The organism is Mycobacterium sp. NPDC048908 (assembly GCF_043197955.1).
Taxonomy (GTDB): domain Bacteria; phylum Actinomycetota; class Actinomycetes; order Mycobacteriales; family Mycobacteriaceae; genus Mycobacterium.
Window position 1 is genome coordinate 1 of the sequence record NZ_JBICUE010000026.1, and the last position, 24,692, is coordinate 24,692.

The following is a 24,692-nucleotide window of genomic DNA, read 5'->3' on the forward strand; positions in this document are numbered from 1 at the left end:
ACACTGGACTGGAAAACACCCGCCGAAGCCCTCGACGAACTACTCTCCAACCCGTCCACACCGACCGCTGTTGCATAGAGCGCTAGAAACCGCCCGCCAATTTTGGGCAGTTTTGCGTCTGCTCGCGCGGGATGCCCTGCTCGCGCGGGATGCCCTGCTCGCGCGGGATTAGCCCTGGGCTTCGACCGCGACCGGCTGCCACTCTTCCCACGTCTTGAGCCGGTTTTCGTAGTCGGCTTTGGCCAGTGACAGCGGCAGCTCACCGAAGAACACCCGCAGCGGCGGCTCGGCCGCGTCGACGATCTTGAGCACCGCGCGGGCCGACGCCTGCGGATCGCCCGGCTTGGACACGCGCTGGCTGCGCGCCCGCTCGGCTGCCTCGTGCACCTCTTTGTAATCGGGCAGCGGCGCAGAGCGTTTCGACGACGATCCGGCCCAATCGGTAGCGAACCCGCCCGGCTCGATCAGCGTCACATGGATTCCGAACGGCGCGACCTCTTGCGCCAACGCCTGTGAGAAGCCCTCCAGCGCCCACTTCGACGCGTGGTAGATGCCGACGTTTTGAAAAGCGGTGATGCCGCCGATCGACGACACCTGCAGGATGTGACCGCTGCGCTGCGCCCGCAGGAACGGTAGCGCGGCTTGTGTCACCCACAGCGCGCCGAACACGTTCGTCTCGATCTGGGCCCGCGCCTCGGCCTCGGTCAGCTCCTCGATGAAGCCGAAGTGGCCGTAGCCAGCATTGTTGACGACGATGTCCAGCCGACCGAAGTGGTCGTGCGCCTGTTTGACCGCGGCGAAGTCAGCGTCGCGGTCGGTGACGTCGAGTTGCAGAGGCAGAAGCGCGTCGCCGTATTTGGCGACCAGGTCGTCCAGCGTCGCGGTGTCGCGTGCGGTGGCAGCGACCTTGTCGCCCCGCTCGAGCGCGGCGATCGCCCACTCTCTGCCGAACCCGCGTGATGTCCCGGTGATGAACCAAACCTTGTTGCTCATGCTGGGGGTAATGCCCACTGCGGCCGTCCCCATTCCCGGATGAAGCATCTTCACAGGTAGTTTTGGCTGCGTGAACCGCGCGACGCTGGCCAAAGACCCGCATGAGGTGGCGTCGATGTTCGATGCCGTGGCGCGCCGCTACGACCTGACCAACACCGTGCTGTCCCTCGGACAGGACCGGTTCTGGCGGCGGGCCACCCGCTCGGCGCTGCGCATCGGGCCGGGCGACAAGGTGCTCGACCTCGCTGCGGGCACCGCGGTCTCGACGGTCGAACTCGAGGCGTCCGGGGCGTGGTGTGTGGCGGCCGACTTCTCGGTCGGCATGTTGGCAGCGGGCGCGGAGCGCGATGTGCCGAAGGTAGGGGCCGACGCGACGCGGCTGCCGTTCGCCGACGGCGTCTTCGACGCGGTGACGATCAGCTTCGGACTGCGCAACGTCGTCGACTTCGCGGCGGGGCTGCGTGAAATGGCCAGGGTGACGCGCCCGGGCGGGCGGCTGGTGGTGTGCGAGTTCTCCACCCCGACCAACCGCGCGTTCGCCACCGCGTACAAGGAGTATTTGATGCAGGCGCTACCGCGCATCGCCCGCGCGGTGTCGTCGAATCCCGATGCCTATGTCTATCTGGCCGAGTCGATTCGCGCGTGGCCGGATCAACCGGAGCTGGCGCGCCGCATCGCCGACGCCGGTTGGTCGGCCGTGCGGTGGCGCAACCTGACGGGCGGCATCGTCGCGCTGCACGCCGCGACCAAGCTCTAGAAACACCGCCCGGCGTTACATTGCCTGTGGCACAAGCGGATTGAGCTGCGAACGCAGGCGTACCCCGAAGTGTTCCGCATCGCTTCGGATCACAGGTAGTCCGCAGGTTGAACGCCCGTATGCGCGGGTACTCGCCGTGAATTGGAGATCTCCAAGGCGTTAGCACGGAGCGGTTGAACAATGAACATCATCAACGGCGCGGTAGGCGTCATCACCCGGGCCGCGGAAGCCACGACGGCGGCCGCGGGCGCTGTCGGTGGCGCGGCGGTCAACGGCGTGATCGGCGGCGTACAGGGCACCTTCGCCGGCGCCAAAAACGGAATCAGGAGCGGTAGCCATTCGATGCCCGCGGCGGCCCTCACTCTCGCCGCGATCGGCACGGCGGGGTTGGTCGACTGGCCCGTCCTGCTGGGTATCGGCGGCACGGCACTTGTGGTGCACCAACTCAACCAACGGTCCGGTGGCCAGGCGCCACCGACTCTGATGGCCGTACCCGACGCGGAATCGGCGAGGGTGAAGCCTGCGCCAAAGCGTGCTGCCGCCCGCAAGACCGCGACCTCGGCCAAGTCGACGTCACGAAGGTCCGCGGCGGGGACTCGCCGCTCTGCCGCCAAGCGCTGATCGCCGTGGATTTCGTCAAACTGATGCGGTCCTCCGCATCGCTGCCTTTTCGCGTGCTCGACTCCGGCGTGAAAACCGCGTCTGCCGTGACGGCCGGAGGCGTCGGTCAGGTGACGACTGCCATGACCGATGTCGTGTCGGAATTGGCGAGAGGCGCGCGCTCGCGCCGCTGTTGGGAGGGAGACGGCCGCTGCTGGATCGAAGTACGCGGGCTCACCGACGCGGGTCGCAACGATCGAGTCGGTCAGCTCGTCGCGGCGAAGCTGCGGGCCCGTCCGGGGGTGCGGTGGGTCAAGCTGAACCAACCGCTGTCACGGGTCGTAGTGCAGCTTGATGAGGACGCCCCGACGCTCTCGGATCTGTGCGGCGTGGTCGATGTCGCGGAAAAGGAAGCCGACCAAGAGGCTGACCCCGGCGCGTCACAGGCCTCGCCGCTGGCCGTCGAATTGCCCGGTGACACCATGGCGCTCGCGGCAGCTGTCACCGCGGCCGCGACCAGCGCGGTCGGCCTGTCGGTAACGCTCGCCGGTCGGGCGTTGTTGTGGCCACGCCTGCCTGCGGCGCTGGCGGCAACGGTCACGCTCGTCGACTATCAGCCGCGGCTACGGCGGTTGGTGGAAGACCGACTCGGAGCCGACGGGGCCGACACCGCGCTCGCCTTCGCAACGAGTGCCATGTACACGTTTACTCAGGCGCCGGCCTCCCTCGCGGTCGACTTCGCCTTGCACATCATCCGGGCCGCAGAGGCGCAGTCGGCGGCCCAGGCCTGGCGGCGGCGGGAGCCGGGGCTGGCCAATCGGGCGGACTGCAGTGATGGGATTCGGCCGTCGCAGCGGCCGCGGCCAATGCCGCCGGGGCCGGTCGAGCGACACGGCGATCGCTGCGGCGTCGTGCAGGGCATCGGTGCCGCGACGGTCGGATTCGCCACGGGCAGTCTTGATGCTGCCGCCACCGCCGCACTCGTCGCCGCGCCGAAGGCGGCCCGCACCAGCCGGGAGGCGTTCGCCGCAACGATCGGTCGTGGGCTGGCGAATCACCACGGTGTGCTGCCACTGGCGTCCGCGGCGTTTCGCAGACTGGATCGGATCGACACCGTCGTCATCGACCCCCGCGCCTTGTGCACCGACCAGCTGCGGGTCGGGCGCATCCGCAATGCGACCGGTGCCGAACGCGCGGCGATCTGGCAGTGGGCGGACAAAGAGATTGACCGCGGTGCGATCGCGGCGGGCTGGCACAGGATTCCGGGCACCAACGGTCATCGGCCCGCGGGTGAAGCCCTGGTCCGCTACACGAATCATCCGCTGGCGTCGGCCGTGTTGCGCGAAGCGCGAAGCGGTGGAGCCGATGTGGTGTCACTCGACCTCGACTCGCTCGACGAGCTGCGGTCGGGTTTCGACGACCTCTATCCCTACCATGGCTCCGTCGACCAGGCCCTCGCACAACTGGTCACCCGCTTACAGGAAGACGGACGCACGGTTATGGCTGTGACGCGCGCCGCTTCTCAGGCGGCCGCCGACGCCGACGTGGGTATCTGCATCGGAAGCGGGCCCGCGGTCTGGCACGCCGATCTGCTCGTCGACGATGTGGATGGCGTCTGGCGAATCATGCGGGCACTTCCCGCAGCGCGTCGCGCAAGCGAGCGCGGCGTCGAAATAGCCACTGGCGCATCACTTCTCGGCGCTCTGTTGATGATCCCCGGCGTTCGCGGCCGAGGCCCGGGGCCTGTCACTGCCGGAGCGGGTGCGGGTGCCTGGACGGGATACCGGCTCGCCCGCGGGGTGTTGAACGCGGCCCCGCCGGTCGCGGACACCACGCGTGAGTGGCATGCGCTTTCGGTCGAACAGGTCCGCCGGCTGTTACCGCCGCCGCCGAAACATGCTGGACGACAGGCCAAGTCGCGGATGTCGATGGCCCGATCAGTGGCTACTCCTCTGCGCCGCAGCGTCAGCGACTTCGTCGATGCGATGCGTGATGAGCTGTCCGATCCGCTGACGCCCGTGCTCGCCATAGGTTCGGCGGCCAGCGCCGTGCTCGGCTCCCCGTCGGACGCCGTGCTTGTCGGCTCAGTTCTGACCGGAAACGCGGCGCTGGCAGCCACCCAAAAGCTTCGTGCCGAACGCCTGCTGCGCCGACTGCTGGCTGTGCAGGATCCGCCCGCCCGCTGCGTGCTCGACGGCCAAGGCTATGCCACTGTCGACACCGCACACTTGCGGCCGGGCGATCTGATCGAGGTGCGGCCGGGTGAGGTGGTTCCCGCGGATGCCAGGCTGGTTCGCGCCACCGATGTCGAGGTCGACGAGTCGTCTCTCACCGGCGAATCCCTTCCTGTACCAAAGCAAGTCGATGCCACGCCGGCCGTCCCGGTGGCTGAGCGCGCGTGCGTGCTGCACGCAACCACCACAGTGGTGGCAGGCACCGCTGTCGGCATCGTCACCGCTGTCGGCGGTCAGACCCAAGCCAGGCGTGCGATGCAGGCCCCTGGCGCAGGTGGTTCCTCAGTCGGTCTACAGGCGCAACTGCGTGACCTCACTGATCGGGCGTGGCCGGTCAGCATTGCCGGTGGGGGACTCGTCACGATGCTGGGCCTGCTCCGCCGCACCGGGTTACGGCGGGCAGTCAGCAGCGGCGTCGCTGTCAGCGTCGCCGCCGTTCCGGAAGGCCTGCCGCTGGTTGCCACCCTCGCCCAGCAGGCGTCGGCGCGTCGACTGACGCGATCCGGTGTGCTGGTGCGCAGCCCGCGGTCGGTCGAGGCACTGGGCCGCGTCGACGTGGTCTGCTTCGACAAGACGGGCACTCTCAGTGAAAACCGACTGCGGGTCACCCGGATCGAGGCAGCCGAGGGCATGAGCGATGACGATGTACTCGCACACGCGGGCCGCGCCACACCGCCGGCCAACGGCGATCGGCACGAACATGCCACCGACAGTGCTGTGGCGAAAGCCGTTGAGGCGGTTGATCACTCGTTCGTCACGGCAGATGTACATCTGCCGTTCAGGTCTGGCCGACCGTTTTCGGCATCCATCCGCGATCGCGAGTTGTCGATCAAGGGTGCGCCTGAGGTCGTGGTGCCCGCGTGCTCCGGTTCGCAAAAGCCGGTGCAACGGTTGGTGGCGAAACTGGCCGAGAAGGGACTGCGCGTGTTGGCGGTGGCGCGGCGTCAACTGACCGAACGCGAAGTACATTCCGCTGCAGCAGATCCCGATGCCTTCGCCGAACTATGCACGCGGCAATTGCAATTCGTCGGTCTCCTTGGTCTTTCGGACACGCCGCGGCCCGACGCCGCTGAGGTGCTCACGCGTCTGACGGGCGCCGGTGTCGCCGTGCGTCTGATCACAGGCGACCATCCGGTGACTGCCACCGCGATCGCGGACGAACTCGGCATGGCGGTCACCGCAGACCAAGTGATGAGTGGCGCCGAGTGGGAAGCACTGGCGCGGCGTGAGCAGGAGCGCGCGGTGCAGGACCGCGTCGTGTTCGCCAGGATGTCACCGGAACACAAAGTGCAGATCGTGGAGACGCTCGAGCGAACTGGCCGAGTCTGTGCGATGGTCGGTGACGGGGCCAACGACGCCGCAGCGATACGCGCGGCGACTGTCGGAATCGGCGTGGCCTCGCACGGCAGCGACCCGGCCCGCACGGCCGCCGACGTGATGCTGCTGGAGGGCAGGATCGGGTCGCTCATCGATGCGCTCGACGAGGGCAACCGATTGTGGCGCCGAGTCCAGGCGGCGGTGGCGATCCTGCTTGGCGGCAATGCAGGTGAGGTGGGCTTTGCTCTCCTCGGCACGGCGCTGACGGGCCGCTCGCCGCTGAACACCAGGCAACTGCTGCTGGTCAACATGCTCACCGACGCGCTTCCGGCGGCGGCACTCGCGGTCAGCGAGCCTACGGGTGAGCCGGCGAACGGACACCGCGGCCTCGACGAAGCGGAGTTGTGGCGCACCGTCGCCGTGCGCGGCGCGACGACGGCCGGCGCTGCGACGGCGGCGTGGGCGTTGGCGAGCGTCACGGGAACTCAGCGGCGCGCGTCGACGGTGGCGTTGGTGGCCCTGGTTTCGGCTCAGCTGGGGCAGACGTTGATCGATTCGCGCGATCCGCTTGTGGTGAGCACCGCCGTGGGGTCACTGATGGCACTCGGCGGACTGATCAGCACACCGGTGGTCAGTCAACTGCTCGGCAGTACACCGTTGGGTCCTCTCGGCTGGGCGCAGGCCTTGGGCACAGCGACCGTGGCGACCTCAGTGGCCGCAGTCGCGCCGCGGATGTTGGCTGCGCGCGAGGCCGGAAATCAGTCGTCGATGTCGACCAGGCCGGCACGCCAGAGCACCGCGTACAGCTCACGCAACGGCACCGCCAGCACTCCGGCGACGACATCGGTCAACGGGTCGGGGCCGATGGACACGGATAGACCTGCCACGCCTGCCACGGTGAGGAAGCCAGGCATACAAACGTCGAACACGCCATGACGGGAGGGCAACGAATGGCCGAAAAATCACACGGCTCGAGCCACCGTGACGCCGTCAAGCGGATCACCGAGGCGGAGGCCTTCAGCGTGAACCTGCCCGTGGTGGGCCGAATGCGGATACCGCGTCCGGAGCACCTCGCGTACTACGGTGCCTTGGGCGTGCTGGCCGCCGTCGAGATTCTCGACTGGCCTATCGCCCTGGCGATTGCGGCCGGGCATGCATTGACCGAACAACATCACAGCCGGGTCGCGAAGGAGATCGGCGAGGCGATCGAAGACGCCTGAGGCCGCTGCGCTGAGTGACTTCGCGCCGCGCGAGTTCCGAAGGTAGCGTCGAGTCATGGCTTACGGTCGTCTCGCGGATCCTGACAGCACCCTCGGCACCGATCCCCGCTCCGACCCGCGAATGGTCAAGGCGCTCGCGCAATTTGGTCTCGACAATCGGTTGCCGCCGTTACCGGTGACGGTCGATTCGCCGCTCGAGGAGCGGCTCGAGTTCAGCAAGCTCGGCGAGCAGGGCATGGCTGCCGTCTTCGCGTCGCTGGCGCAGGAAGCACCCGCAGTGCATGGGGTGACGACCACGACCACCACGATCCCCGGCGATGGGAACGAGGTGACGCTGTACATCAGTCGCCCCGACGGTGCGTCCGGCGCGCTGCCGGCCGTGGTGCACCTGCACGGCGGCGGCATGGCGATCAGTCGCGCCGCCGACGTCGCCTACATGATGTTGCGGGAATACCTCGCCAGCACAGGCGTGGTCGTGGTGGGTGTCGAGTTCCGCAACTCCGGCGGCGCGTTCGGTCCGTATCCGTTCCCGGCGGGGCTCAACGACTGCGCGGCCGCCACCAGGTGGGTATCGGCGAACCGCGCTGAGTTGGGCGTCAGTCATCTGATCGTGTCGGGCGAGTCCGGCGGGGGGAACTTGACGCTCACCGTCGCGCACAAGGCGAAACGCGAAGGGTGGCAGAACGAGATCGCCGGGTTCTACGCGCAATGCCCCTACATTTCGAATCGCTGGTCGGAAGACTGCGATGATCTGCCGTCGATGAAGGAAAACGACGGGTATTTCATCAGCCTGCAACAGCTTGCGGTACTGGCATCGCTCTACGATCCGACGAATGCGCATGCCGCAGACGCCACCTGTTGGGCGCTGGCGGCCAGCGATGAGGAGTTGAGCGGGCTACCGCCGCACGTCATCTCGGTCAACGAACTGGACCCGCTGCGCGATGAAGGGTTGGCCTACTACCGCCGCCTGCTGGGAGCTGGGGTCCCCACCGTAGGCCGCATGGTGCTGGGCACCTGTCACGGCGGTGACTTGATGTTTCCTGCGGCCATGCCCGAGGTGTTCGAGGCCAGCATGCGTGACGTCAGCGGATTCGCGAAGTCACTGAGCTGACAGCCTCAACCGAACCGTCGGCAATGTCCTTGAACCGCCGGACCCGACGGGTCAGCCGGACCTGCTCGCCGTGATCGCGCACGCGTTCGCCGAACCCACACAGACCCATCCGGCGCGCACGCTCGATCGTCGCCTCCGTATCGACGTCGTCGCTGCGAGAGCGGATCGGCGCGCGGTAGACGTCGGGCATACCGCACATCCTGCGCGATATGCTGCGGCGCGTGGCCACGTTCTGGCGCTACGTCAAGATTCAGTTGATGATGTTCGTCTTCGGCATCGTCGGACCGATCTTCTTGATCATCTTCTTTGCCACGCAACCCGATCCGACCATGAAGTGGGCGTACTGGGCCGGGCTGTTCATCACCGCGGCCGACGTGCTGATCGCGATCGCGCTGACCAAGGCCAGCGACCCCGACAAGGCGCCTGCCGATGTTCGGCTCGCGGTGAAGGTGGCGCAGCGCCTGCAGGGCGGCAGCGTGCACATCAGCGAGGGTTCGGCGAGCACGTACGACCCGTTCTCGTCGACCGCCCTGTCGTTTGCGTCGACTGACTCCGGCTCAACGTCGTCGTCGGACTATTCGACGTCCAGCGATTACTCCTCGGGGACCGACTACTCGTCCACTGATTCCGGATCCTCGTCGAGCGACTCCGGCAGTTCGTCCTCGTCGAGCGACTGACTACATCCTGTCGGCCGCGACAACGGCATCGGCGAACGCCTGCGGCGCTTCCTGCGGGACGTTGTGCCCGATGCCGTCCAGAACCCGGTGCGCGTAGGGACCGGTGAACATCTTGCGGTAGGCGGCGCCGTCTTTGTTGGGGCCGTCGAAGTCGCTGCCGATCGTGATGGTGGGCACGGTGATCGGCGGGCTTGCGGCCAGTTTGTCGTCGAGTTCGTCGTACCGCGGTTCCCCGGGGGCCAAGCCCAAGCGCCAGCGGTAGTTGTGGATGACGATGTCGACGTGATCCGGGTTCACGAACGCCGCGGCGCTGCGGTCGTAGGTGGCGTCGTCGAACTGCCATGTCGGCGAGGCTTCGCGCCATATCAATTTGTTGAAGTCGTGGGTGTTCTGCCGGTAACCCAGAACGCCGCGATCGGTCGCGAAATAGTACTGATACCACCAGCCGTGCTCCGCCTGCGGTGACAAAGGCTGTTGATTGGCAACGAGATTCACGATCAGATAACCGCTCACCGAAACGAGTGCCTTGACCCGTTCCGGCCAGACCGCAGCGACTATGTCGGCATTGCGTGCGCCCCAGTCGAACCCGCCGAGCACCGCACGGTCGATGTTCAATGCATCCATGAATGCGACGACGTCGTGCGCCAGTGCGGCCTGCTGCCCGTTGCGCACGGCGTCAGACGAGAGGAACCGTGTGCTTCCGTAACCGCGCAGGTACGGGATCAGCACGCGATATCCACGTGCGGCCAGAATCGGCGCGACGTCGACGTAGCTGTGGATGTCGTACGGCCAACCGTGCAGCAGGATCACGGGAGGGCCGTCCGCTGGTCCGTCCTCCGCGTACCCGACGTTGAGAAGCCCGGCATCGATTTGTTTGAGCGAACCGAACGACGTGCGCGTCGGCGATGCCCCCGCAAGTGCAGAACTGGCCACTGAGGTCGCTGCGACGGCAAGGCCGGCGGCTCGCGCGAAGTCGCGTCGAGTGATCATTGCGCGTGTGCCTTTCAGCTGGTCGCTCGTCGGACGTGACCGGCGATCAAGTCGTACATCTGACGCGTGACCTCGGTCGCGTCGCTCATGATGTTGTAGCCGTGGTCCACGCCGCTCACCTCGACGTATTCCACCAGGGAGCCGACCGCGTCCAGCTTGTCCGCGTACCGTTTGGCTTCGTCGCGGAGCCGGTCGAACTCCGCCGTGACGACCACTGCTGGTGCGATACCGGTGATGTCATCGGCGTTCGGTCCCCACGCGGGGGAGGCCAGCCGGTGGCGGCGTTGCGCGCGGTCGGGGATGTAGGCGGTGTCGAACACCGCGCTCATCCATGGCTTCAGGACCGCCTTGCAGCCACGCGGAGACGGCTTGTCAGCGGCCTGTGTCACCAAATCCAGTGGGGCGTAATGCAACGTCTGCAGCACGATCGGTGGGCCGCCGTCCTCGAGGGCCATCCGCGAAACCGCTGCCGACAAGTTGCCCCCTGCGCTTTGTCCTCCGACGCACAGCCGTCGGCCGTCCCAGTCACGTTCTCGCGCAGACGCCCAACGCAGTACGTCGTAGACCTGTTCCACCGGTGCCGGGAACCGCTTGTGCGGGGCCAACACGTAATCGGTATTGACGACAACAACATTGGCGTTGGCGGCGAGGTAGCGGCACCACGGATCGTCTTGTTCGCGATGGCCAACCACGAACCCGCCGCCGTGCACGTTGACATACACCGCGGGCCCGCCAGTGTGCGGCCGCGGGTGATACATTGTCGCCGCGACAGGGCCGTGGCGCGTCTCGATACGGGTCTCGGTGGTCGAACCGGCGATCTCCTTGAACAGAACTCCGGGCTTGGGCGTGGGGTTGACGACGGCGGCGAACAACCGCGCCGCAGCGTCGGCCACCGGCTGGCGGGTCAGAATTGACACAGCGTGGCACTCTAGCGGTCAGCTGAACGGCGGCCGCCGGTCCATTCGTCGTGAGGCCAAGCCCGCCGACCGCCATACCCGCGCGATCCAGTCGACATCCTCATCGGTCACCAGGTTTCCCATCACCCGCACCGCGACGTTCATCAGAGCCGTTGACCGCATCGCCAGCGGTCCCGTCGTCGGCAGAAACCGCGGGATGGTCAGCAGCAGCCCGAGCCGTCGCGCTGCCGAGAAGGCCCGCGCGTAGTGCGACGAGAGCACCGCAGGCCATGCCGACGACAGGTCGCCGGTGTCCAGCATCTCGGCGGCCAGCCTGCCGGTCTCCAGGCCGTAGTCGATGCCTTCACCGTTGAGCGGGTTGACGCACGCCGCGGCGTCGCCGATCAACATCCAGTTCGGCCCCGCCACCCCGGATACCGCGCCGCCCATGGGCAACAGCGCGGACAACGGAAGGCGCGGCTCACCCGTGAAGCCCCATTCGTCGCGCCGCAGCGAGGTGTAGTACGACATCAGCGGCCGCAAGGCGGCATCGGCGGGCCGTTTCGACGTCGCCAGCGCCCCGACGCCGATGTTCACCTCGCCGTTGCCCAGCGGGAAGATCCATCCGTAGCCGGGCAGCACACGGCCGTCCGGGGAACGCAACTCCAGGTGCGAGGTGATCCACGGCTCGTCGGCCCTTGGCGTGGCGATGTACCCGCGGATCGCCACGCCGTAGACGGTCTCTCGATGCCACCGCCTGCCGAGCAATCGGCCCAACGTCGACCGTGCCCCGTCGGCCACGATCAGCGACCGGCAACCGATCTCGGCGCCGGAGTCCAGCACCAACGACGACACGCGTCCAGCCGAATCATGGCGCACATCAACGGCTTTCGCGCCGAGCAGCATCTTGGCGCCGTCGTCGGCGGCCACCATCCGGATGCGGTCGTCGAGTTCCGTGCGCGGTACCGCGCTGCTGACCGCCGGGAACGACGGACCGGGCCACTCGACTTCGACGTCACCGCCGAACCCGATGAGCCGCAGCCCGCGGTGCTGCACGCGACCCCCAAGCCATGGCCCCAACCCCAGCCGCTGCAGCTCCAGCACCGCGCGCGGGGTCAGCCCGTCACCGCAGGCCTTGTCCCGCGGGAACTGCGCCGAGTCGATGACAAGCACGTCGCGTCCGGCGCGACAGGCCCACGCGGCGGCCGCCGAGCCCGCAGGCCCGGCGCCCACGACGACCACGTCGGCTCGCATACTCACGCCTCCCAGTATGTTGGCAGGGTGAGGACACCAGCGAGCGTGGTGGCGGGGGTGGATTTCGGCGATCCACTCTTCGCGCAGGACGTCCGCGACGGCGTAGCGCGTATCGAGGACCTGATGGCCACTGAGCTGGGCAAAGCCGACGAACTGATGTCCGAGGCCGTCCAGCACCTGTTCCAGGCAGGCGGAAAACGGTTCCGCCCGCTGTTCACCGTGCTGTCGGCGCAGCTGGGTCCCGAACCCGATGCGTGGCAGGTCACCGTCGCAGGCGCCGTCATCGAACTGGTGCACCTGGCGACGCTGTACCACGACGACGTGATGGACGAGGCCCAGGTGCGTCGCGGCGCACCGAGCGCCAACGCCAGGTGGAGCAACAACATCGCGATCCTGGCGGGCGACTACTTGTTCGCGACTGCTTCGCGCCTGGTCAGCAGGCTCGGCCCTGAGGCCGTTCGAGTCATCGCCGATACGTTCGCGCAGCTGGTCACCGGCCAGATGCGCGAGACCAGGGGAGCCGCAGACGGTGTCGACGAAGTCGAGCACTACCTGAAGGTGGTGTACGAGAAGACCGCGTGCCTGATCGCGGCGTCGGGCCGGTTCGGCGCCACCTTCTCCGGCGCCGACGAGGAGCAGATCGAACGGCTGAGCAGGCTCGGCGGCATCGTCGGCACGGCGTTCCAGATCTCCGACGACATCATCGACATCGACAGCGACCCTGACGAGTCGGGCAAGGTGCCCGGCACCGACCTGCGCGAGGGCGTGCACACCCTGCCGGTGCTGTGCGCATTGCGGGACCCCGGCCCGGACGGCGACCGGCTGCGCCAATTGTTGAAGGGACCGGTCGAGAACGACGACGATCTGGCCGAGGCGCTGCAGTTGCTGCGACGGTCACCGGGCATGGCGCAGGCCAAGGACACCGTGGCCCGGTACGCCAAGCAAGCCCGCGACGAGTTGGCCGTCCTGCCTGACGGGCCCGGTCGCCAAGCGTTGGCGACTCTGGTGGACTACACGGTGAACCGGCACGGCTGACCTGGAACTTGCGTGGCCGGGCCGGGCGTTGAGTCAGCGGGTAGTTCGTAGGAGGAAGCTGAATGACCTGGCATCCGCACGCCAACACCGCGAAGACGTTCCTGCTGCTGGCGGGCTTCTCGGCGCTGATCGTGTTCATTGGCGCGCTGTTCGGCCGCAACATCATGTTCCTGGCCGTTCTGTTCGCCGTCGGCATGAACGTCTACGTCTATTTCAACAGCGACAAGCTGGCCCTGCGGGCCATGCACGCCGTCCCGGTCAACGAGATGCAGGCCCCGGTGATGTACAAGATCGTGCGCGAGCTGGCCACCACGGCGCGCCAGCCGATGCCGCGGCTGTACATCAGCGACACCTCTGCGCCGAACGCGTTCGCCACCGGCCGCAACCCGCGCAACGCCGCGGTGTGCTGCACGACGGGCATTCTGCAGATCCTCAACGAACGCGAACTGCGCGCCGTGCTCGGCCATGAGCTGTCCCATGTCTACAACCGCGACATCCTGATCTCTTGTGTCGCCGGTGCGATGGCCGCAGTGATCACGGCGCTGGCCAACCTTGCCTTCTTCGCGAGCATGTTCGGCGGTAACCGCGAGGGCGGCACGAATCCCTTTGCCATTCTGCTGGTTTCGCTGCTCGGTCCGATCGCCGCGACGGTGATCCGGCTGGCCGTATCGCGGTCGCGGGAGTATCAGGCCGACCAATCGGGCGCCGAGCTGACGGGCGACCCGCTGGCGTTGGCTTCAGCGTTACGGAAGATCAGCGCGGGCGTGCAGCAGGCACCGTTGCCGCCGGAGCCGCAGCTGGCCGATCAGGCCCACCTGATGATCGCCAACCCGTTCCGGTCCGGCGAGCGCATCGGCAAGCTGTTCTCGACCCACCCGCCGATCGAGGACCGGATCCGCAGGCTGGAAGCGATGGCGGGCCGCGGCCCCGGCCTGTACTAGGGAACTAGTGCTTCACCGAGCCGGGCGGTAGATCCACGCCGATCTCGTCGCAGATCGGCGGGATGATGATCAGCGCGCCGCGCGGGCTGCAGAACGGTGTACCCGGCGGCAGCGCCGGTGGCGGAGGCGGCGCCTCGAACACCGGTGCGGGGATGTCCGCCGAGATGAAGCTGTCCAGCGGATTGCCCTTCAGGTCGACCATCCGCACGTTGCCTTGCCCGAACGGCACCGTGTACCAGGTGTGGCACATCGTCATGTCCCACTGGAGGTTGTTGAACGGCAACGCTTCTCCCGGGCACCAGCTGTGCGGCTGCGCGGAGAACGTGTCGGCCTGTGCCGTGCCTGCACCCACCGCTAGCGCGGCGGTGGTGACGGCGCCCGCGGCGACCGCTGTCGCCAGGCGCGAGATTCGGTTCATATTGGTTCCCATGGGTTCAGTACTACAGACCCGGCCGAGCTACCGATCCCAAGATTTCCTGCGGTAACGCGCACAAGTCGAGGGTCGATGTGCTGAGTATGGTGCGAGCCAGAAGCCGGCGATCTAGGGTGTTGACCGTGCTGAGCAGAGTTTTCGCTGGGGTCCTTGGCGCGGCGGCCATCGCCGGCGCGCCGGGTTTCGCCACGGCCGAGCCGCCGCCCGATCCACCGCCGCAGCCGCCCCCGCCGCCGAACGTCAACGCGCTGGCGCCGGTCAAGCTGTCCGACTACGCGGTGATGGACGGCAACTGGTTCGCTTTCACCACACCGGACGGCGTGATCTGCGCGCTGCAGAAAGGCAACGGCTACGGCTGCAGTGGTCCGATCCCCGCCGCGCCTGAGGGCGCGAATCTGGTCAGCGCCGGCTACGGCGGCCCGGCGGGCTTCTCGATTGCGCCGCGCAACGTGTTCGAGGCGGCCTCCGCCGCCAAGCCGTTGCCTGCCGGTTCACGGATCAGCTACCAGACGGTCAGCTGCGGCAATGACGGTACGACCACGACGTGTGTCGACAGCCGAAGTCAATCGGGGTTCGTGCTGAGCCCGGCGGGCAGCTTCATCATCAATGCCGAGAACCCGCTGCTGTATCGACCCGACAACCGGGGACCGTTCGCCAACTGAGTGTTCGTGCCGCGAACCGGGTACTCGATTTCGACGAGTACGAGGAGGCACGATGGCCAAGGATCATGGGCCCAGCGTCAAGAACGACAAGCAGTATGAGGGTCTGCGCAAGAAGGGTATGAGCAAACAGCGGGCCGCCAAAATCGCCAACACGCCCAACGCTTCGAAGAAGGGCGGCAAGAACAGCCACAAGAAGTCGAGCTAGTCGATCACAGGTAGTTGCCGCGCGGCATCTGCGGCCTGAACCGGCCGGAGTTGACGGTCGTGATCAGGTCGGCGGTGGATACCCGGCCGGAACCGGACAGCACGGTGCGGCGGACGATCTCGCGGATGTCGGCTCCGCTGATATCGGGCGTGAATTGCGCGGCGACGGTGTCCCTTTCCACCTCGTCGGCGCCGGGCACACCCTGCAAGTAGGTTGACAGGATCCTGGCCGCCGCTTGGCGGGTGGGGTAGCCGATTTCGATGATGGAATCGAAGCGAGCCGATCGGACCGCGGCCGCATCAAGGGTTTTGACGTCGTTGGTGGACGCAATGGTCAGCAAGGACGCCATCGGATCGGCATCCATGACCGCCAGGAATTCGGACAGCACCGAGTTCACGCCACGGCTTTTGCGATTGCCAACGATGAGGTCGATGTCCTCGATGATGACGAGGGTCGGTCCGAAATTGCGGGCCTCCCGATAGATGTCGGACAACGCAGAATGGCCTGCACGAGCGTCGACCATCACCACAGTGAACTGACCGAGCAGTTCGCGAGCGAGCACGCGGGACACCAAGGACTTGCCGACGCCTGGCGGACCGGCGAGCAAGATGCCGCGACGGACGCCGAGGCCCAGTCGCTCCATCAGGTCTCGGTGGACGGTCACGGCGGCGACGTTGAGATCGATCTCGGCCCAGACCTGCTCGGGCAGAACAACACTGGCGCGCGTGATGTCGGGCAGGTCAACGGGCTCGAGGACGAGGCCCTGCTCGACGGACGCCGTCAGGGCACGACCACGAAACAGACTCATCCGGCCGCTGGCATCTTCCAGGATGGCGTCGAGGACGCGGGTAGCGTGCTCGCGGTCGGCGGGCGCTGCGTAAACCTGGATGCGGCGGTACTCGCCGAAATCATTCGAAACGATCCGGACGACGACGGGCACAGGTGCGAGTTGGCCTGCGTCGAAGAAGACGGCGAGTGTGGCGGGCGGCGCGATCTTCTCGTCGCCGATCTCAACCGAAGCCCAGGTAGGCGGTTCGTGGTCGTCACCGGGACCGATGGGCGGGTCGAACTTGTCGATCAGCGCGGCGAGCGCCAAACCAGCTGTGATGTGGCCGATCGACGACAGCGAGCGCGCCTCGCACACCACGTCGGAGTCGAATCGCCCGAGTGAGGAGTACAGGAAACCGTCGAACGTGGTTCGCGTGCTTACGTTGTCGGTGAGGATTCGACCGAGCAGCTCGAGCGCGCGCCGCACGTCGTGGGGCTCACCGGCGAGCACGGACGCCAGCGACGAAGACCACTCCTCCTTTCCAGACACGGTGAAACAGTATGAACGCACAGGCCCGTTAAAAGCCAGCGGTTTTCAGCGACTCTCAGAAGCCCGAGCCGTGCACCTCGTGGCCCGGCGTCTCGGCGACGAGTCCGCGATAGGCCTGCTCGACGGTGGAGCCGTGGTTGATGACGCCGTCGACCTCGCGTGCGATCGGCATGTTGATGCCGTACTTGTCTGCGAATTCCATGATGACGCTTGACGCTTTGACACCCTCGGCGACTTGATTCATCGACGCGATGATCTCGTCGATCGGCTTGCCCGCGCCCAGTTGCTCGCCGACGTGACGGTTGCGGCTGCGCTGACTGGTGCAGGTGACGATCAGGTCGCCAGTGCCTGCCAGGCCGGCGAACGTGTCGCGGTGGCCACCGACCGCCTCGCCGAGCTTCGACATCTCGCGCACCGCGCGGGTGATGACCATGGCCCTGGTGTTCTCGCCGATGCCGAGCGAGTAACCCATGCCGACAGCGATTGCGTAGACGTTCTTCAGCGCGCCCGCCATCTCCACGCCGGTCACGTCGTCGGTGGTGTACGTGCGAAAGCGCTTGGTGCGGAACAACTCTGCCAATCGGGCGGCCAGATGCTGGTCGGGCATCGCTAGTACCGCGGCGGCGGCGTAGCCGTCGGCCACCTCGCGGGCGATGTTCGGTCCGGCGAGGATGCCGGCTGGATGCCCTGGCAGCACCTCGTCGACGATCTGGCTCATCCGGTAGTTGGTGCCCTGCTCGAGACCCTTGACCAGCGACACCACCGGCACCCACGGCCGCAGTTCCTTGGCCAGCTCGGTGAGCACCGCGCGGAAACCGTGCGACGGCACTCCCATGACGATGACGTCGGCGCATTGCGCGGCTTCGGCGAAGTCGGTGGTGGCCCGCAGGCTCTCGGGGAGCTGCGTCTCGTCGCCCAGATATTTCGAATTGCGGTGGTTGTCGTTGACGTCGTCGGCCGTCTCTTGCGAGCGCACCCACTGCAGCGTCGGGCCGCGCCTGGCGCAGATGGACGCCACGGTGGTGCCCCAGGATCCTCCGCCGAGGACGACGACATTCGGTTCACGTTGCGCAGCCATGCCGCTCAGCGTATTGCCGAGGCCTGCTGTCGAGGGTCCGTTTGCCAACCCGATACGTTCGTCGATTTCTGCACCACGGTTGCGCCCGGCGAAGAATCGCGACCCTCACGCAGAAATCGGCGAACGACTACCGGTAGTTGACGAACTGCAGCGCGACGTCGAGGTCGGCTCCCTTGAGCATCGCGATCACGGCCTGCAGGTCGTCCCGCTTTTTCGAGCTGACCCGGATCTCGTCACCCTGGATCTGCGCCTTGACCCCCTTGGGGCCCTCGTCGCGGATCAGCTTGGTGATCTTCTTGGCGCTCTCGCTGCTGATGCCTTGTTTGATGGTGCCGCTGACCTTGTAGGTCTTGCCGGAGGCCTGCGGGTCGCCTGCGTCGAACGCCTTCATGGAGATGTCGCGGCGAATCAGCTTTTCCTTGAACACGTCGACAGCGGCCTTCACGCGTTCCTCGGTGGAGCTGACGATCTCGATGACTTCCTCGCCCTTCCAGGCGATGGCGGTGTCGGTGCCGCGGAAGTCGAAGCGGGTGGCCAGCTCCTTGGCGGCCTGGTTCAGCGCATTGTCGACCTCCTGGCGGTCAACCTTGCTCACGACGTCGAACGATGAATCCGCCATGGACCGTTCCTCCTCGCCTCTATGGTGCGTTTTCGTCTTAGACCCATCCTCGTTGTACCCTGCTAGTCGCACCAAACCGGGTCACCCGCGGACGCGACGAGCGGATCAGCTGGGGCGGTGCAGCACCCAGGCAGGTTGCCCGAGCGGCCAATGGGAGCGGACTGTAAATCCGTCGGCTAACGCCTACGCAGGTTCGAATCCTGCACCTGCCACCCTGTGATGTCGGGCCGAATCGTCCGCAGCGCGTCCACAGTAGTCGCAGCAGCTCTGGTTAAAACCTGATTCGGCCCGCCGGGGGGAACCGTGCAGGGCCAGGTAGTAGATCAGACCGATTACGCCGTATCGGTTGTGTGCAGTCGTGCTTCGCGATCGCGTGCGTCGGCCGCGCCACGGTGTACGCGCCGCCGATCGGTGCTCGGTGCCGCGTGCGGCACCTGCGCGCCGCCTTTAGCGGTATGGGTCGACGGCAGGGCCGCATCCCCGCGCACCGTCTGCCGGCTTCCGTTCGACGGTGCCGTCGAAGTCGTGTGCCGCGTTGCGGTCGATGTCGTCTGCTGGGTGGTTCTCGCAGGGGTCGTCTGCTGGTTCCCATCGACATCGCCTCCTCGGTTCCGCTCGACGGTCCCGTCGAGGTCGTCTACTAGGTTCCGCTCGATATTGCCCTCGACGTCATGTGCCGCGGTCCGGTCGAGGTCGTCTGCTCGGTTCGGTTCGACGGTCCCGTCGAGGTCGGCACCTACATCCGCTTTTGCACTTCGGGGTGTCCGGTGGCGCCGGAATGCTCAGCAGCGGCGGCAAGCCGACCAGAGCGATGGCGTTGTTGAAGCCCTCGCCGATCGCGTTGGCCAGATCGGTGCCCACTTTTATTGGGTCGAGCGGCGGGATCAGCCGCGCCGGCGTGGGCTCCCACGGCGGGATGCTGCGGTCATAGCCGAGGTCCACGAGCACCCGGAAGAACGGCTCGACCACATCGATCATCGACTCTGGGACCCCCAGGCTCCGCAGCGGGCCGAACAACGGCAGGTCCTCGGTTTCAAAAAAGTAGTAGCTGGTGTCGCCATGGGTGCCTTGGAAAGTCGGCGACGTCGACGCATCGGAAGCCAGGCTGACGTCAAACGGGTACGAGTGCACATAGAGGAAGCCCAGAAACGCGTTCAGGTCGGCGACGACGTTGAGCGGATACAGCGGGAAGTCGCCCATGAAGTCGTACTGCCGGTTGATTTCCACGGTGTCGAACTGGGTGTCGGTCGGTGCGGGGCCGTTTGAGCGACCAATCAAGGATCGGGATGTAGAGGCCCGGGAACCGGGCAAAAAGGCCGCCGTTGGGCAGATTCTCGTCACCGCCGAGCACGAAGTCGATGTCGGGGGCCTTGGTTCCCGCCGGGTACTGCTCGGCGAGCTTGCGCTTCACCCGGTTCGCAATGAGCGCGCTCTGCGAGTAGCCGTAGATCACGAGATCGTCGTCGGGTTGTGCGGCTATCGCCTGCTGAAGGTCGCTGACCCCTTGCAGGATTGATTGATTGAGGGTGAGGTCGAAGAGCCCCGGAAGTTTCCACCACGGCACGTCCCAGGCCGGACCGCCAAACCCGAAAAGCTCTGGGGCCCCGATCCCGAGCAGCGGCACGAGACGACCAATCCCCCCGAGAGGCTACAACTCCTCGGGCGTTGTCACTTTGACGTAGTTGATGTCCTGGCCTGGATGAGTCGGCGCGATGAACTGGTGCTTGACCGTCTCGACGTAGAAGTCGTCGGGCGTCGGGACGCCGCTGGTGCCCAGGATCAAGGCGGTTCTGTCGGGCGGCGGTCTGTCCGAGGATGACGCCGACGCTGTCGACAATGGCATGACCGGGGCCATCACCACCAGCACGGCGAGGCCGATGGACATCGTCATCCGCGTGGTGGTGCGCCGCACATACGCTGCGGCACCCCAACGTCCGTATGCCGTCATGGTGCCCTCTTCGCTGAGAACGTTGTTCGTTGCTGGGTCCTCGTAGTGTGGTGCGGTGGCGCTGCTGAGGAGTGGAGCGTCCCTAGTGGTGACGCCGGTGGAGACGCCACGGGCACAAGCTGTCTCGGCAGCCGACCCCAGGCTGCTTCAGTTGTTCTTCGGTTGTTGCACGGCGCGCGCCTCGGTTGCTGGGCAGGGCGCTTGCGGTTGGCCGTGTGAGTATGTCAACAACGTCCACAGGTCACTCGCAGAAATCCCTCTTACCGAGACGCTTGGTTACGCAATCAAGAAAGCGATGGGCGCTGGGCCGCCGGGCAGCAACCCACGCCACGAGGACAAAGCCTTGACCGACCGTGCGGTTGGCCCTGACGGGCTACCGGCGATAAGGCAAGCTAGCCTAGGTCGCCCGACTCGGATATTAACGTTGCGCAAGCAAATTTGAACCGCCATCACGATGTTGCCCTGTTCGCAAAGCAACTGCGCCACGTCACATGTTTGACCTGGCACGACATAGACCCAGCCACGCCAGCGCTGGGTGAGCGTTCGAATATGTCCGCGTCTACGCGCCAACCAGGCCAGCAACCCAGAGGGGCCGCGGCGACGATTCCTCGCTGGTCGAGGCGGCCGAAACTGCGCGATGGCAGGGCTATTCACGTCGAACGCGATGCGCTGGAGATCCCGCGAGATACGCCGGGTACCTGTCCGACCCGTTAGCCCGCAATGCATAGGACGGGAGGGACCGTTTCAACCTTGCCCCCCGAATGTGCGGGCGGGCGCGGGCCGGGTGCAATAGCTCCGGCGTCGGGGCGCCGAGGCGCACACCGACCCGCTGTCACCGCGAGACCCGCTCGTGTCGCCCGCGGTGACCGCCCTACTCACAACCACGAACAGCAGGGGCCAGCGGTTCGCACCCGGCAGTAACTTTCGTCGTAACCATATTCATGAGGACACAAGATGAGCTGGCGACATCTACCCACGAATTGAGTTCGCCCGAAAAAACTTCGGCCACTCAATCGACCCCCTCACCGTCGAGCCGGACGGTAACGACGGGTTGGCGCACACTGGTCCGATTGTTTATGAGGCGACTGGTTGTTCATGACGCGAGTTATCTGCCTCCGGTCGCACCCGCCAAACACCCGACCGGTTCATGTCCATGTTTGTCGGAGCAAGAGACCGCCAATCAACGACTTCTGCGTCGCGTGTCCGCCCTCTCGCTAGATTGAAATCGGATGTCGAGAAGGGAGTCCCATGAACGGCGGTGTCGAGCAGTTGGAGTTTCAAGCTGAGGCGCGACAACTGCTGGATCTCATGGTCCACTCGGTCTACTCCAATAAGGACTCATTCCTGCGCGAGCTAATCTCGAATGCTTCCGACGCACTGGACAAGTTGCGGCTAGAAGCGTTCCGGAACAAGGACCTGAACGTCGATGTCTCCGATCTGCACATCGACATCGAGGCGGACAAGAATGCCCGCACCCTGACCATTCGGGACAACGGCATCGGGATGACGCGTGAGGAGGTCGTGGATCTGATCGGCACTCTGGCGAAGTCGGGTACCGCCGAGCTTCGCCAGCAGTTGCGCGAGGCGACGAACGCGGCCGCTTCAGCAGAGTTGATCGGCCAGTTCGGTATCGGCTTTTATTCGGTTTTCATGGTGGCCGACAGGGTGGAGTTGCTGACCCGCAAAGCCGGCGAGAGTGAGGCCACCAAGTGGGAATCGAGCGGTGACGGCACGTACACCATCGAATCCGTCGACGACGCTCGACCCGGAACGTCGGTGACCCTGCACCTGAAGCGCGAGGACGTCGAAAACGAGCTGCATGACTACACCTCGGAGTGGAAGCTTCGCGATCTGGTCAAGAAGTACTCCGATTTCATTGCCTGGCCCATTCGGATGCAAATCGAGCATCGGACTCCGGCCGGCGATGAGGGTGGCGAAGACACGGTCACAGTCGAAACCGAGACCCTCAACTCGATGAAGGCGCTGTGGGCTCGGCCTAAGGATGAAGTCTCCGAAGAGGAGTACAACGAGTTCTACAAGCACATCGCGCACGCCTGGGACGACCCGCTCGAAGTCATCGCGATGAAGGCCGAGGGTAACTTTGAGTACCAAGCCCTGCTGTTCATCCCTTCGCACGCCCCATTCGATCTCTTCAACCGCGACGCCCACATCGGCATACAGCTGTACGTCAAGCGCGTGTTCATCATGGGCGACTGCGATCAACTCCTTCCCGAATACATGCGCTTTGTGAAGGGCGTCGTCGATGCGCAAGACATGTCCCTCAACATTTCCCGCGAACTTTTGCAGCAGGATCGGCAGATCAAGGCGATTCGTCGTCGCCTGACCAAGAAAATCCTGTCGACGATCAAGGATGTGCAGTCGGAGCGACCGGACGACTACCGCACCTTCTGGACGCAGTTCGGCGCCGTCCTGAAAGAGGGCTTGGTATCGGACTTCGACAACCAGGACACCCTGCTGCGAGTTTCCTCGTTCGCCTCGACGCGCAGCGACGACGAACCCACCACGCTCGTCGAGTACGTCGAGCGCATGAAGGACGGCCAGACGCAGATCTTCTACGCCACCGGAGAGACGCGTCAACAGATCCTGAAATCACCGCACCTCGAGGCGTTTCAGGCCAAGGGCTATGAGGTCTTACTGCTCACCGATCCGGTCGACGAGGTCTGGGTACGAAGCGTCGCCGAGTTCGACGGCAAGCCGCTGCAGTCGGTAGCCAGGGGAGAGGTCGACCTTGATTCTGAAGCGGAAAAAAGCGCGCACGAGGCCGAACGGGGAGAGCAGGAGAAGGAATTCGCCGACCTGCTCAGCTGGTTGAAGGAGACCCTGAGCGAGCACGTCAAGGAGGTGCGGCTTTCCACCCGCTTGACCGACTCGCCGGCCTGCCTGATCACCGATGCCTTGGACATCACACCGGCACTCGCGCGCATTTATCGGGCCTCGGGACAGAACCTTCCCATGAGCAAGAGGATTCTCGAAGTCAACCCGAATCATCCGCTGGTCACCGGATTGCGGCAAGCCCACCAAAGCCGCAGTGATGATCCTTCGGTCGCCGAGACAGCCGAATTGTTATACGGCACAGCGCTTTTGGCTGAAGGCGGCGTACTAGAAGATCCCGCACGGTTCGCAGAGCTGGTAGCAGATCGGTTGGCACGGACGGTTTAGGCGGTGACCTCTCGACAGACCGAGGTGTCGACTATGTCGCGAGACAGCCGACCACGCCAAGCATGTCTGTGCAGTCAGGTCACGCGATATTGCCGCCGTGCAGTACCGGCATGCCGAATTGGCTCACACTGGCCGGCTGCTACTCGCACGCCTACTTCCGGACGCGACGGATCAACAGTCGGGCTTGGCCGGCTCATTGTCGCCTCGAACGTCTCCTGCCACTTCGCGTTGTTAGCGACCGCACGCGTGATGAACGGTGATCTTCGAATGGCGCCGATGAACGCGCGGTTCGGTGCCGCTAGGTACCACGGTAGTTTGCGAATGACGTCGATGAAGAGCACGACGCGGATCTCGTCGCTGTCGTTCCAGACTTCGTGCTCGAACGTGTCGTCGAAGATCAGGCTGCGACCGTCACGCCAGTGCTCGATGCGGCTACCGACCCGGATACGAGCCGCGGTCTCGTCGGCCGGCGTGCGTAGCGCGAGGTGATAGCGCAGCACTCCCTTCCATAGTCCGGTGTGAGGCGGGATGTGCTTGTGGGGGAGCAGCACGGAGAAGAACGCCGTGATCATGCCGGGGATCGATTCGACGATCTCAGCGGTACGTGGGCATCGCCGGCAGTTGCCGTCGTCGCGGGTCCCGTACGCGTAGAAGCCGAAGATCTTCCAGCGGTCATCCTGGGTAAGTTTGCGCTGCTCCTCTTGGATGTCCTGGTAGTTGGGGAGCTGATCGACGCGGGCGAGCAGGCCGTCGAGTTCCTCCCTGATCTCGTCGGCACGAGCTTCCACGTCCGCGATCCACGGAAACTCATCGGGCTCGAAAAACTCGGTACCCCCGGACGGTGTGCGGGCGATAAGACTCTGGAACAGTGCTCGCATCCGCCAAGCGATCGCACTACGGACCCGCTGCACCCGTTTGCCAGGCACCCGTGCATCCTATACCGCGAGGGGCACGGCGCACAGTTCGGCGGTCTGCCCGGTGCAAGCCAGCGTCGACAGAACGGGCACATAAAACCGCGTCGCCAGTTGCAGGCGGCTTGGACCCAGGCGACGAAGCCCGACTCGTAGCAACGGCACATGTCTCCTATCCGAACAGACATCGGCAGTTGCCCTGCCCGCCGCTGGGCATCCTCCTCGCGGGGAAGTCGTAGACCAGCGGCTTGGTCTCGATGGGATCAGCGCATTGGAGCCACGTCATGCCGGCTCCATCGATGAAGTCCGGGGG

At 65.7% G+C, this 24,692-nt stretch carries 24 protein-coding genes, 1 tRNA gene and 1 pseudogene; 12 read left to right on the forward strand and 14 right to left on the reverse strand.

Translation table 11 applies throughout. From position 1 onward, the window contains the following. Positions 1-168 precede the first annotated feature (168 nt). Positions 169-993 carry an SDR family oxidoreductase gene (locus ACGFK1_RS32060; protein WP_393439560.1) on the reverse strand — a complete coding sequence of 275 codons (825 nt, stop codon included), beginning with the start codon at positions 991-993 and terminating at the stop codon, positions 169-171. A 70-nt stretch (positions 994-1,063) separates the two neighbouring features. On the opposite strand from ACGFK1_RS32060, the gene ACGFK1_RS32065 reads away from it, so the two are divergent. From ACGFK1_RS32065 to ACGFK1_RS32075, 3 genes and pseudogenes are all read left to right on the forward strand, one after another. Next, positions 1,064-1,750 (forward strand): demethylmenaquinone methyltransferase, encoded by a 687-nt coding sequence (locus ACGFK1_RS32065; protein WP_393439563.1) that lies wholly within the window; start codon positions 1,064-1,066, stop codon positions 1,748-1,750. Between the two features lie 180 nt (positions 1,751-1,930). Beyond that, entirely contained in the window at positions 1,931-2,371 is a 441-nt protein-coding gene (locus tag ACGFK1_RS32070; RefSeq protein WP_393439566.1) for a hypothetical protein, read from the forward strand. 1,964 nt (positions 2,372-4,335) lie between these two features. Then, positions 4,336-6,561, forward strand: a pseudogene (locus ACGFK1_RS32075) (HAD-IC family P-type ATPase); the annotation flags it as partial. Between the two features lie 98 nt (positions 6,562-6,659). Here the strand turns inward: ACGFK1_RS32075 and ACGFK1_RS32080 are convergent. Continuing rightward, positions 6,660-6,815 carry an Rv1535 domain-containing protein gene (locus ACGFK1_RS32080; RefSeq protein ID WP_393439731.1) on the reverse strand — a complete coding sequence of 52 codons (156 nt, stop codon included), beginning with the start codon at positions 6,813-6,815 and terminating at the stop codon, positions 6,660-6,662. 36 nt (positions 6,816-6,851) lie between these two features. On the opposite strand from ACGFK1_RS32080, the gene ACGFK1_RS32085 reads away from it, so the two are divergent. Then, positions 6,852-7,121, forward strand: coding sequence for a hypothetical protein (locus ACGFK1_RS32085; protein WP_393439569.1), 270 nt, complete (start codon positions 6,852-6,854; stop codon positions 7,119-7,121). Positions 7,122-7,176: 55 nt separating this feature from the next. Beyond that, positions 7,177-8,232, forward strand: a complete 1,056-nt coding sequence (locus tag ACGFK1_RS32090) for an alpha/beta hydrolase (protein ID WP_393439572.1) — start codon at positions 7,177-7,179, stop codon at positions 8,230-8,232. Here the strand turns inward: ACGFK1_RS32090 and ACGFK1_RS32095 are convergent. Continuing rightward, a complete protein-coding gene (locus ACGFK1_RS32095) occupies positions 8,204-8,422 on the reverse strand; it encodes a hypothetical protein (protein WP_393439575.1) in 219 nt (72 codons plus the stop codon). The two genes, ACGFK1_RS32090 and ACGFK1_RS32095, sit on opposite strands and share 29 nt — an antisense overlap. Before the next feature lie 31 nt (positions 8,423-8,453). On the opposite strand from ACGFK1_RS32095, the gene ACGFK1_RS32100 reads away from it, so the two are divergent. Beyond that, positions 8,454-8,909 carry a hypothetical protein gene (locus ACGFK1_RS32100; RefSeq protein WP_393439578.1) on the forward strand — a complete coding sequence of 152 codons (456 nt, stop codon included), beginning with the start codon at positions 8,454-8,456 and terminating at the stop codon, positions 8,907-8,909. Here the strand turns inward: ACGFK1_RS32100 and ACGFK1_RS32105 are convergent, their stop codons facing one another. Genes ACGFK1_RS32105 through menJ form a run of 3 tightly spaced genes read right to left on the reverse strand, consistent with a single transcriptional unit; the run spans position 8,910 to position 12,055 of the window. Further along, positions 8,910-9,899, reverse strand: coding sequence for an alpha/beta hydrolase (locus tag ACGFK1_RS32105; protein ID WP_393439581.1), 990 nt, complete (start codon positions 9,897-9,899; stop codon positions 8,910-8,912). It lies immediately after the preceding gene. Between the two features lie 14 nt (positions 9,900-9,913). Further along, entirely contained in the window at positions 9,914-10,816 is a 903-nt protein-coding gene (locus tag ACGFK1_RS32110; RefSeq protein ID WP_393439584.1) for an alpha/beta hydrolase, read from the reverse strand. A gap of 18 nt (positions 10,817-10,834) precedes the next feature. Next, positions 10,835-12,055, reverse strand: a complete 1,221-nt coding sequence (menJ, locus tag ACGFK1_RS32115; protein ID WP_393439587.1) for a menaquinone reductase — start codon at positions 12,053-12,055, stop codon at positions 10,835-10,837. 21 nt (positions 12,056-12,076) lie between these two features. Here menJ and grcC1 point away from each other — a divergent pair, with 21 nt between their 5' ends. Further along, positions 12,077-13,084: a nonaprenyl/(2E,6E)-farnesyl/geranylgeranyl diphosphat synthase gene (gene grcC1 / locus ACGFK1_RS32120; RefSeq protein ID WP_393439590.1), complete on the forward strand. Its 1,008-nt coding sequence runs from the start codon at positions 12,077-12,079 to the stop codon at positions 13,082-13,084. 62 nt (positions 13,085-13,146) lie between these two features. Further along, a complete protein-coding gene (gene htpX / locus ACGFK1_RS32125; RefSeq protein ID WP_393439592.1) occupies positions 13,147-14,025 on the forward strand; it encodes a zinc metalloprotease HtpX in 879 nt (292 codons plus the stop codon). Positions 14,026-14,029: 4 nt separating this feature from the next. On the opposite strand, the gene ACGFK1_RS32130 is transcribed toward htpX, so the two are convergent. Beyond that, positions 14,030-14,443: a hypothetical protein gene (locus tag ACGFK1_RS32130; protein WP_393439595.1), complete on the reverse strand. Its 414-nt coding sequence runs from the start codon at positions 14,441-14,443 to the stop codon at positions 14,030-14,032. A 131-nt stretch (positions 14,444-14,574) separates the two neighbouring features. Here ACGFK1_RS32130 and ACGFK1_RS32135 point away from each other — a divergent pair, with 131 nt between their 5' ends. Beyond that, positions 14,575-15,120 (forward strand): hypothetical protein, encoded by a 546-nt coding sequence (locus tag ACGFK1_RS32135; protein WP_393439734.1) that lies wholly within the window; start codon positions 14,575-14,577, stop codon positions 15,118-15,120. A 52-nt stretch (positions 15,121-15,172) separates the two neighbouring features. Next, the gene (locus ACGFK1_RS32140; RefSeq protein WP_393439598.1) at positions 15,173-15,325 is read left to right on the forward strand and encodes a hypothetical protein; all 153 of its coding nucleotides are present in this window, start codon (positions 15,173-15,175) and stop codon (positions 15,323-15,325) included. 4 nt (positions 15,326-15,329) lie between these two features. Here ACGFK1_RS32140 and ACGFK1_RS32145 read toward each other — a convergent pair whose 3' ends face one another. The 3 genes from ACGFK1_RS32145 to ACGFK1_RS32155 form a co-directional block, all read right to left on the reverse strand. After that, on the reverse strand, positions 15,330-16,643 hold the full coding sequence (locus ACGFK1_RS32145) for an ATP-binding protein (RefSeq protein WP_393439601.1): 1,314 nt from the start codon (positions 16,641-16,643) through the stop codon (positions 15,330-15,332). A 55-nt stretch (positions 16,644-16,698) separates the two neighbouring features. After that, positions 16,699-17,721 carry an NAD(P)H-dependent glycerol-3-phosphate dehydrogenase gene (locus ACGFK1_RS32150; protein WP_393439604.1) on the reverse strand — a complete coding sequence of 341 codons (1,023 nt, stop codon included), beginning with the start codon at positions 17,719-17,721 and terminating at the stop codon, positions 16,699-16,701. A 127-nt stretch (positions 17,722-17,848) separates the two neighbouring features. Further along, positions 17,849-18,340 carry a YajQ family cyclic di-GMP-binding protein gene (locus ACGFK1_RS32155; RefSeq protein ID WP_393439607.1) on the reverse strand — a complete coding sequence of 164 codons (492 nt, stop codon included), beginning with the start codon at positions 18,338-18,340 and terminating at the stop codon, positions 17,849-17,851. Positions 18,341-18,469: 129 nt separating this feature from the next. On the opposite strand from ACGFK1_RS32155, the gene ACGFK1_RS32160 reads away from it, so the two are divergent. Then, a tRNA-Tyr gene (locus ACGFK1_RS32160) sits at positions 18,470-18,552 on the forward strand. A gap of 457 nt (positions 18,553-19,009) precedes the next feature. Here the strand turns inward: ACGFK1_RS32160 and ACGFK1_RS32165 are convergent. Genes ACGFK1_RS32165 through ACGFK1_RS32175 form a run of 3 tightly spaced genes read right to left on the reverse strand, consistent with a single transcriptional unit; the run spans position 19,010 to position 20,288 of the window. Further along, positions 19,010-19,567: a PE-PPE domain-containing protein gene (locus ACGFK1_RS32165; protein WP_393439610.1), complete on the reverse strand. Its 558-nt coding sequence runs from the start codon at positions 19,565-19,567 to the stop codon at positions 19,010-19,012. Beyond that, positions 19,452-19,964 carry a PE-PPE domain-containing protein gene (locus tag ACGFK1_RS32170; protein ID WP_393439613.1) on the reverse strand — a complete coding sequence of 171 codons (513 nt, stop codon included), beginning with the start codon at positions 19,962-19,964 and terminating at the stop codon, positions 19,452-19,454. Before ACGFK1_RS32170 ends, ACGFK1_RS32165 begins: the two co-directional genes overlap by 116 nt. A gap of 24 nt (positions 19,965-19,988) precedes the next feature. Further along, on the reverse strand, positions 19,989-20,288 hold the full coding sequence (locus tag ACGFK1_RS32175; RefSeq protein ID WP_393439616.1) for a hypothetical protein: 300 nt from the start codon (positions 20,286-20,288) through the stop codon (positions 19,989-19,991). Between the two features lie 1,248 nt (positions 20,289-21,536). On the opposite strand from ACGFK1_RS32175, the gene htpG reads away from it, so the two are divergent. Further along, a complete protein-coding gene (gene htpG / locus ACGFK1_RS32180; protein WP_393439619.1) occupies positions 21,537-23,468 on the forward strand; it encodes a molecular chaperone HtpG in 1,932 nt (643 codons plus the stop codon). Between the two features lie 74 nt (positions 23,469-23,542). On the opposite strand, the gene ACGFK1_RS32185 is transcribed toward htpG, so the two are convergent. After that, positions 23,543-24,394 (reverse strand): aspartyl/asparaginyl beta-hydroxylase domain-containing protein, encoded by an 852-nt coding sequence (locus ACGFK1_RS32185; protein WP_393439621.1) that lies wholly within the window; start codon positions 24,392-24,394, stop codon positions 23,543-23,545. Positions 24,395-24,692: the final 298 nt, after the last annotated feature.

Coding starts and splice junctions, on each gene's coding strand:
- ACGFK1_RS32060 (WP_393439560.1), bottom strand. CDS start 993: ATGAGCAACAAGGTTTGGTTCATCACCGGGACATCACGCGGGTTCGGC.
- ACGFK1_RS32070 (WP_393439566.1), top strand. CDS start 1,931: ATGAACATCATCAACGGCGCGGTAGGCGTCATCACCCGGGCCGCGGAA.
- ACGFK1_RS32080 (WP_393439731.1), bottom strand. CDS start 6,815: ATGCCTGGCTTCCTCACCGTGGCAGGCGTGGCAGGTCTATCCGTGTCC.
- ACGFK1_RS32085 (WP_393439569.1), top strand. CDS start 6,852: ATGGCCGAAAAATCACACGGCTCGAGCCACCGTGACGCCGTCAAGCGG.
- ACGFK1_RS32090 (WP_393439572.1), top strand. CDS start 7,177: ATGGCTTACGGTCGTCTCGCGGATCCTGACAGCACCCTCGGCACCGAT.
- ACGFK1_RS32095 (WP_393439575.1), bottom strand. CDS start 8,422: ATGCCCGACGTCTACCGCGCGCCGATCCGCTCTCGCAGCGACGACGTC.
- ACGFK1_RS32105 (WP_393439581.1), bottom strand. CDS start 9,899: ATGATCACTCGACGCGACTTCGCGCGAGCCGCCGGCCTTGCCGTCGCA.
- htpX (WP_393439592.1), top strand. CDS start 13,147: ATGACCTGGCATCCGCACGCCAACACCGCGAAGACGTTCCTGCTGCTG.
- ACGFK1_RS32130 (WP_393439595.1), bottom strand. CDS start 14,443: ATGAACCGAATCTCGCGCCTGGCGACAGCGGTCGCCGCGGGCGCCGTC.
- ACGFK1_RS32140 (WP_393439598.1), top strand. CDS start 15,173: ATGGCCAAGGATCATGGGCCCAGCGTCAAGAACGACAAGCAGTATGAG.
- ACGFK1_RS32150 (WP_393439604.1), bottom strand. CDS start 17,721: ATGGCTGCGCAACGTGAACCGAATGTCGTCGTCCTCGGCGGAGGATCC.
- ACGFK1_RS32155 (WP_393439607.1), bottom strand. CDS start 18,340: ATGGCGGATTCATCGTTCGACGTCGTGAGCAAGGTTGACCGCCAGGAG.
- ACGFK1_RS32175 (WP_393439616.1), bottom strand. CDS start 20,288: ATGACGGCATACGGACGTTGGGGTGCCGCAGCGTATGTGCGGCGCACC.
- htpG (WP_393439619.1), top strand. CDS start 21,537: ATGAACGGCGGTGTCGAGCAGTTGGAGTTTCAAGCTGAGGCGCGACAA.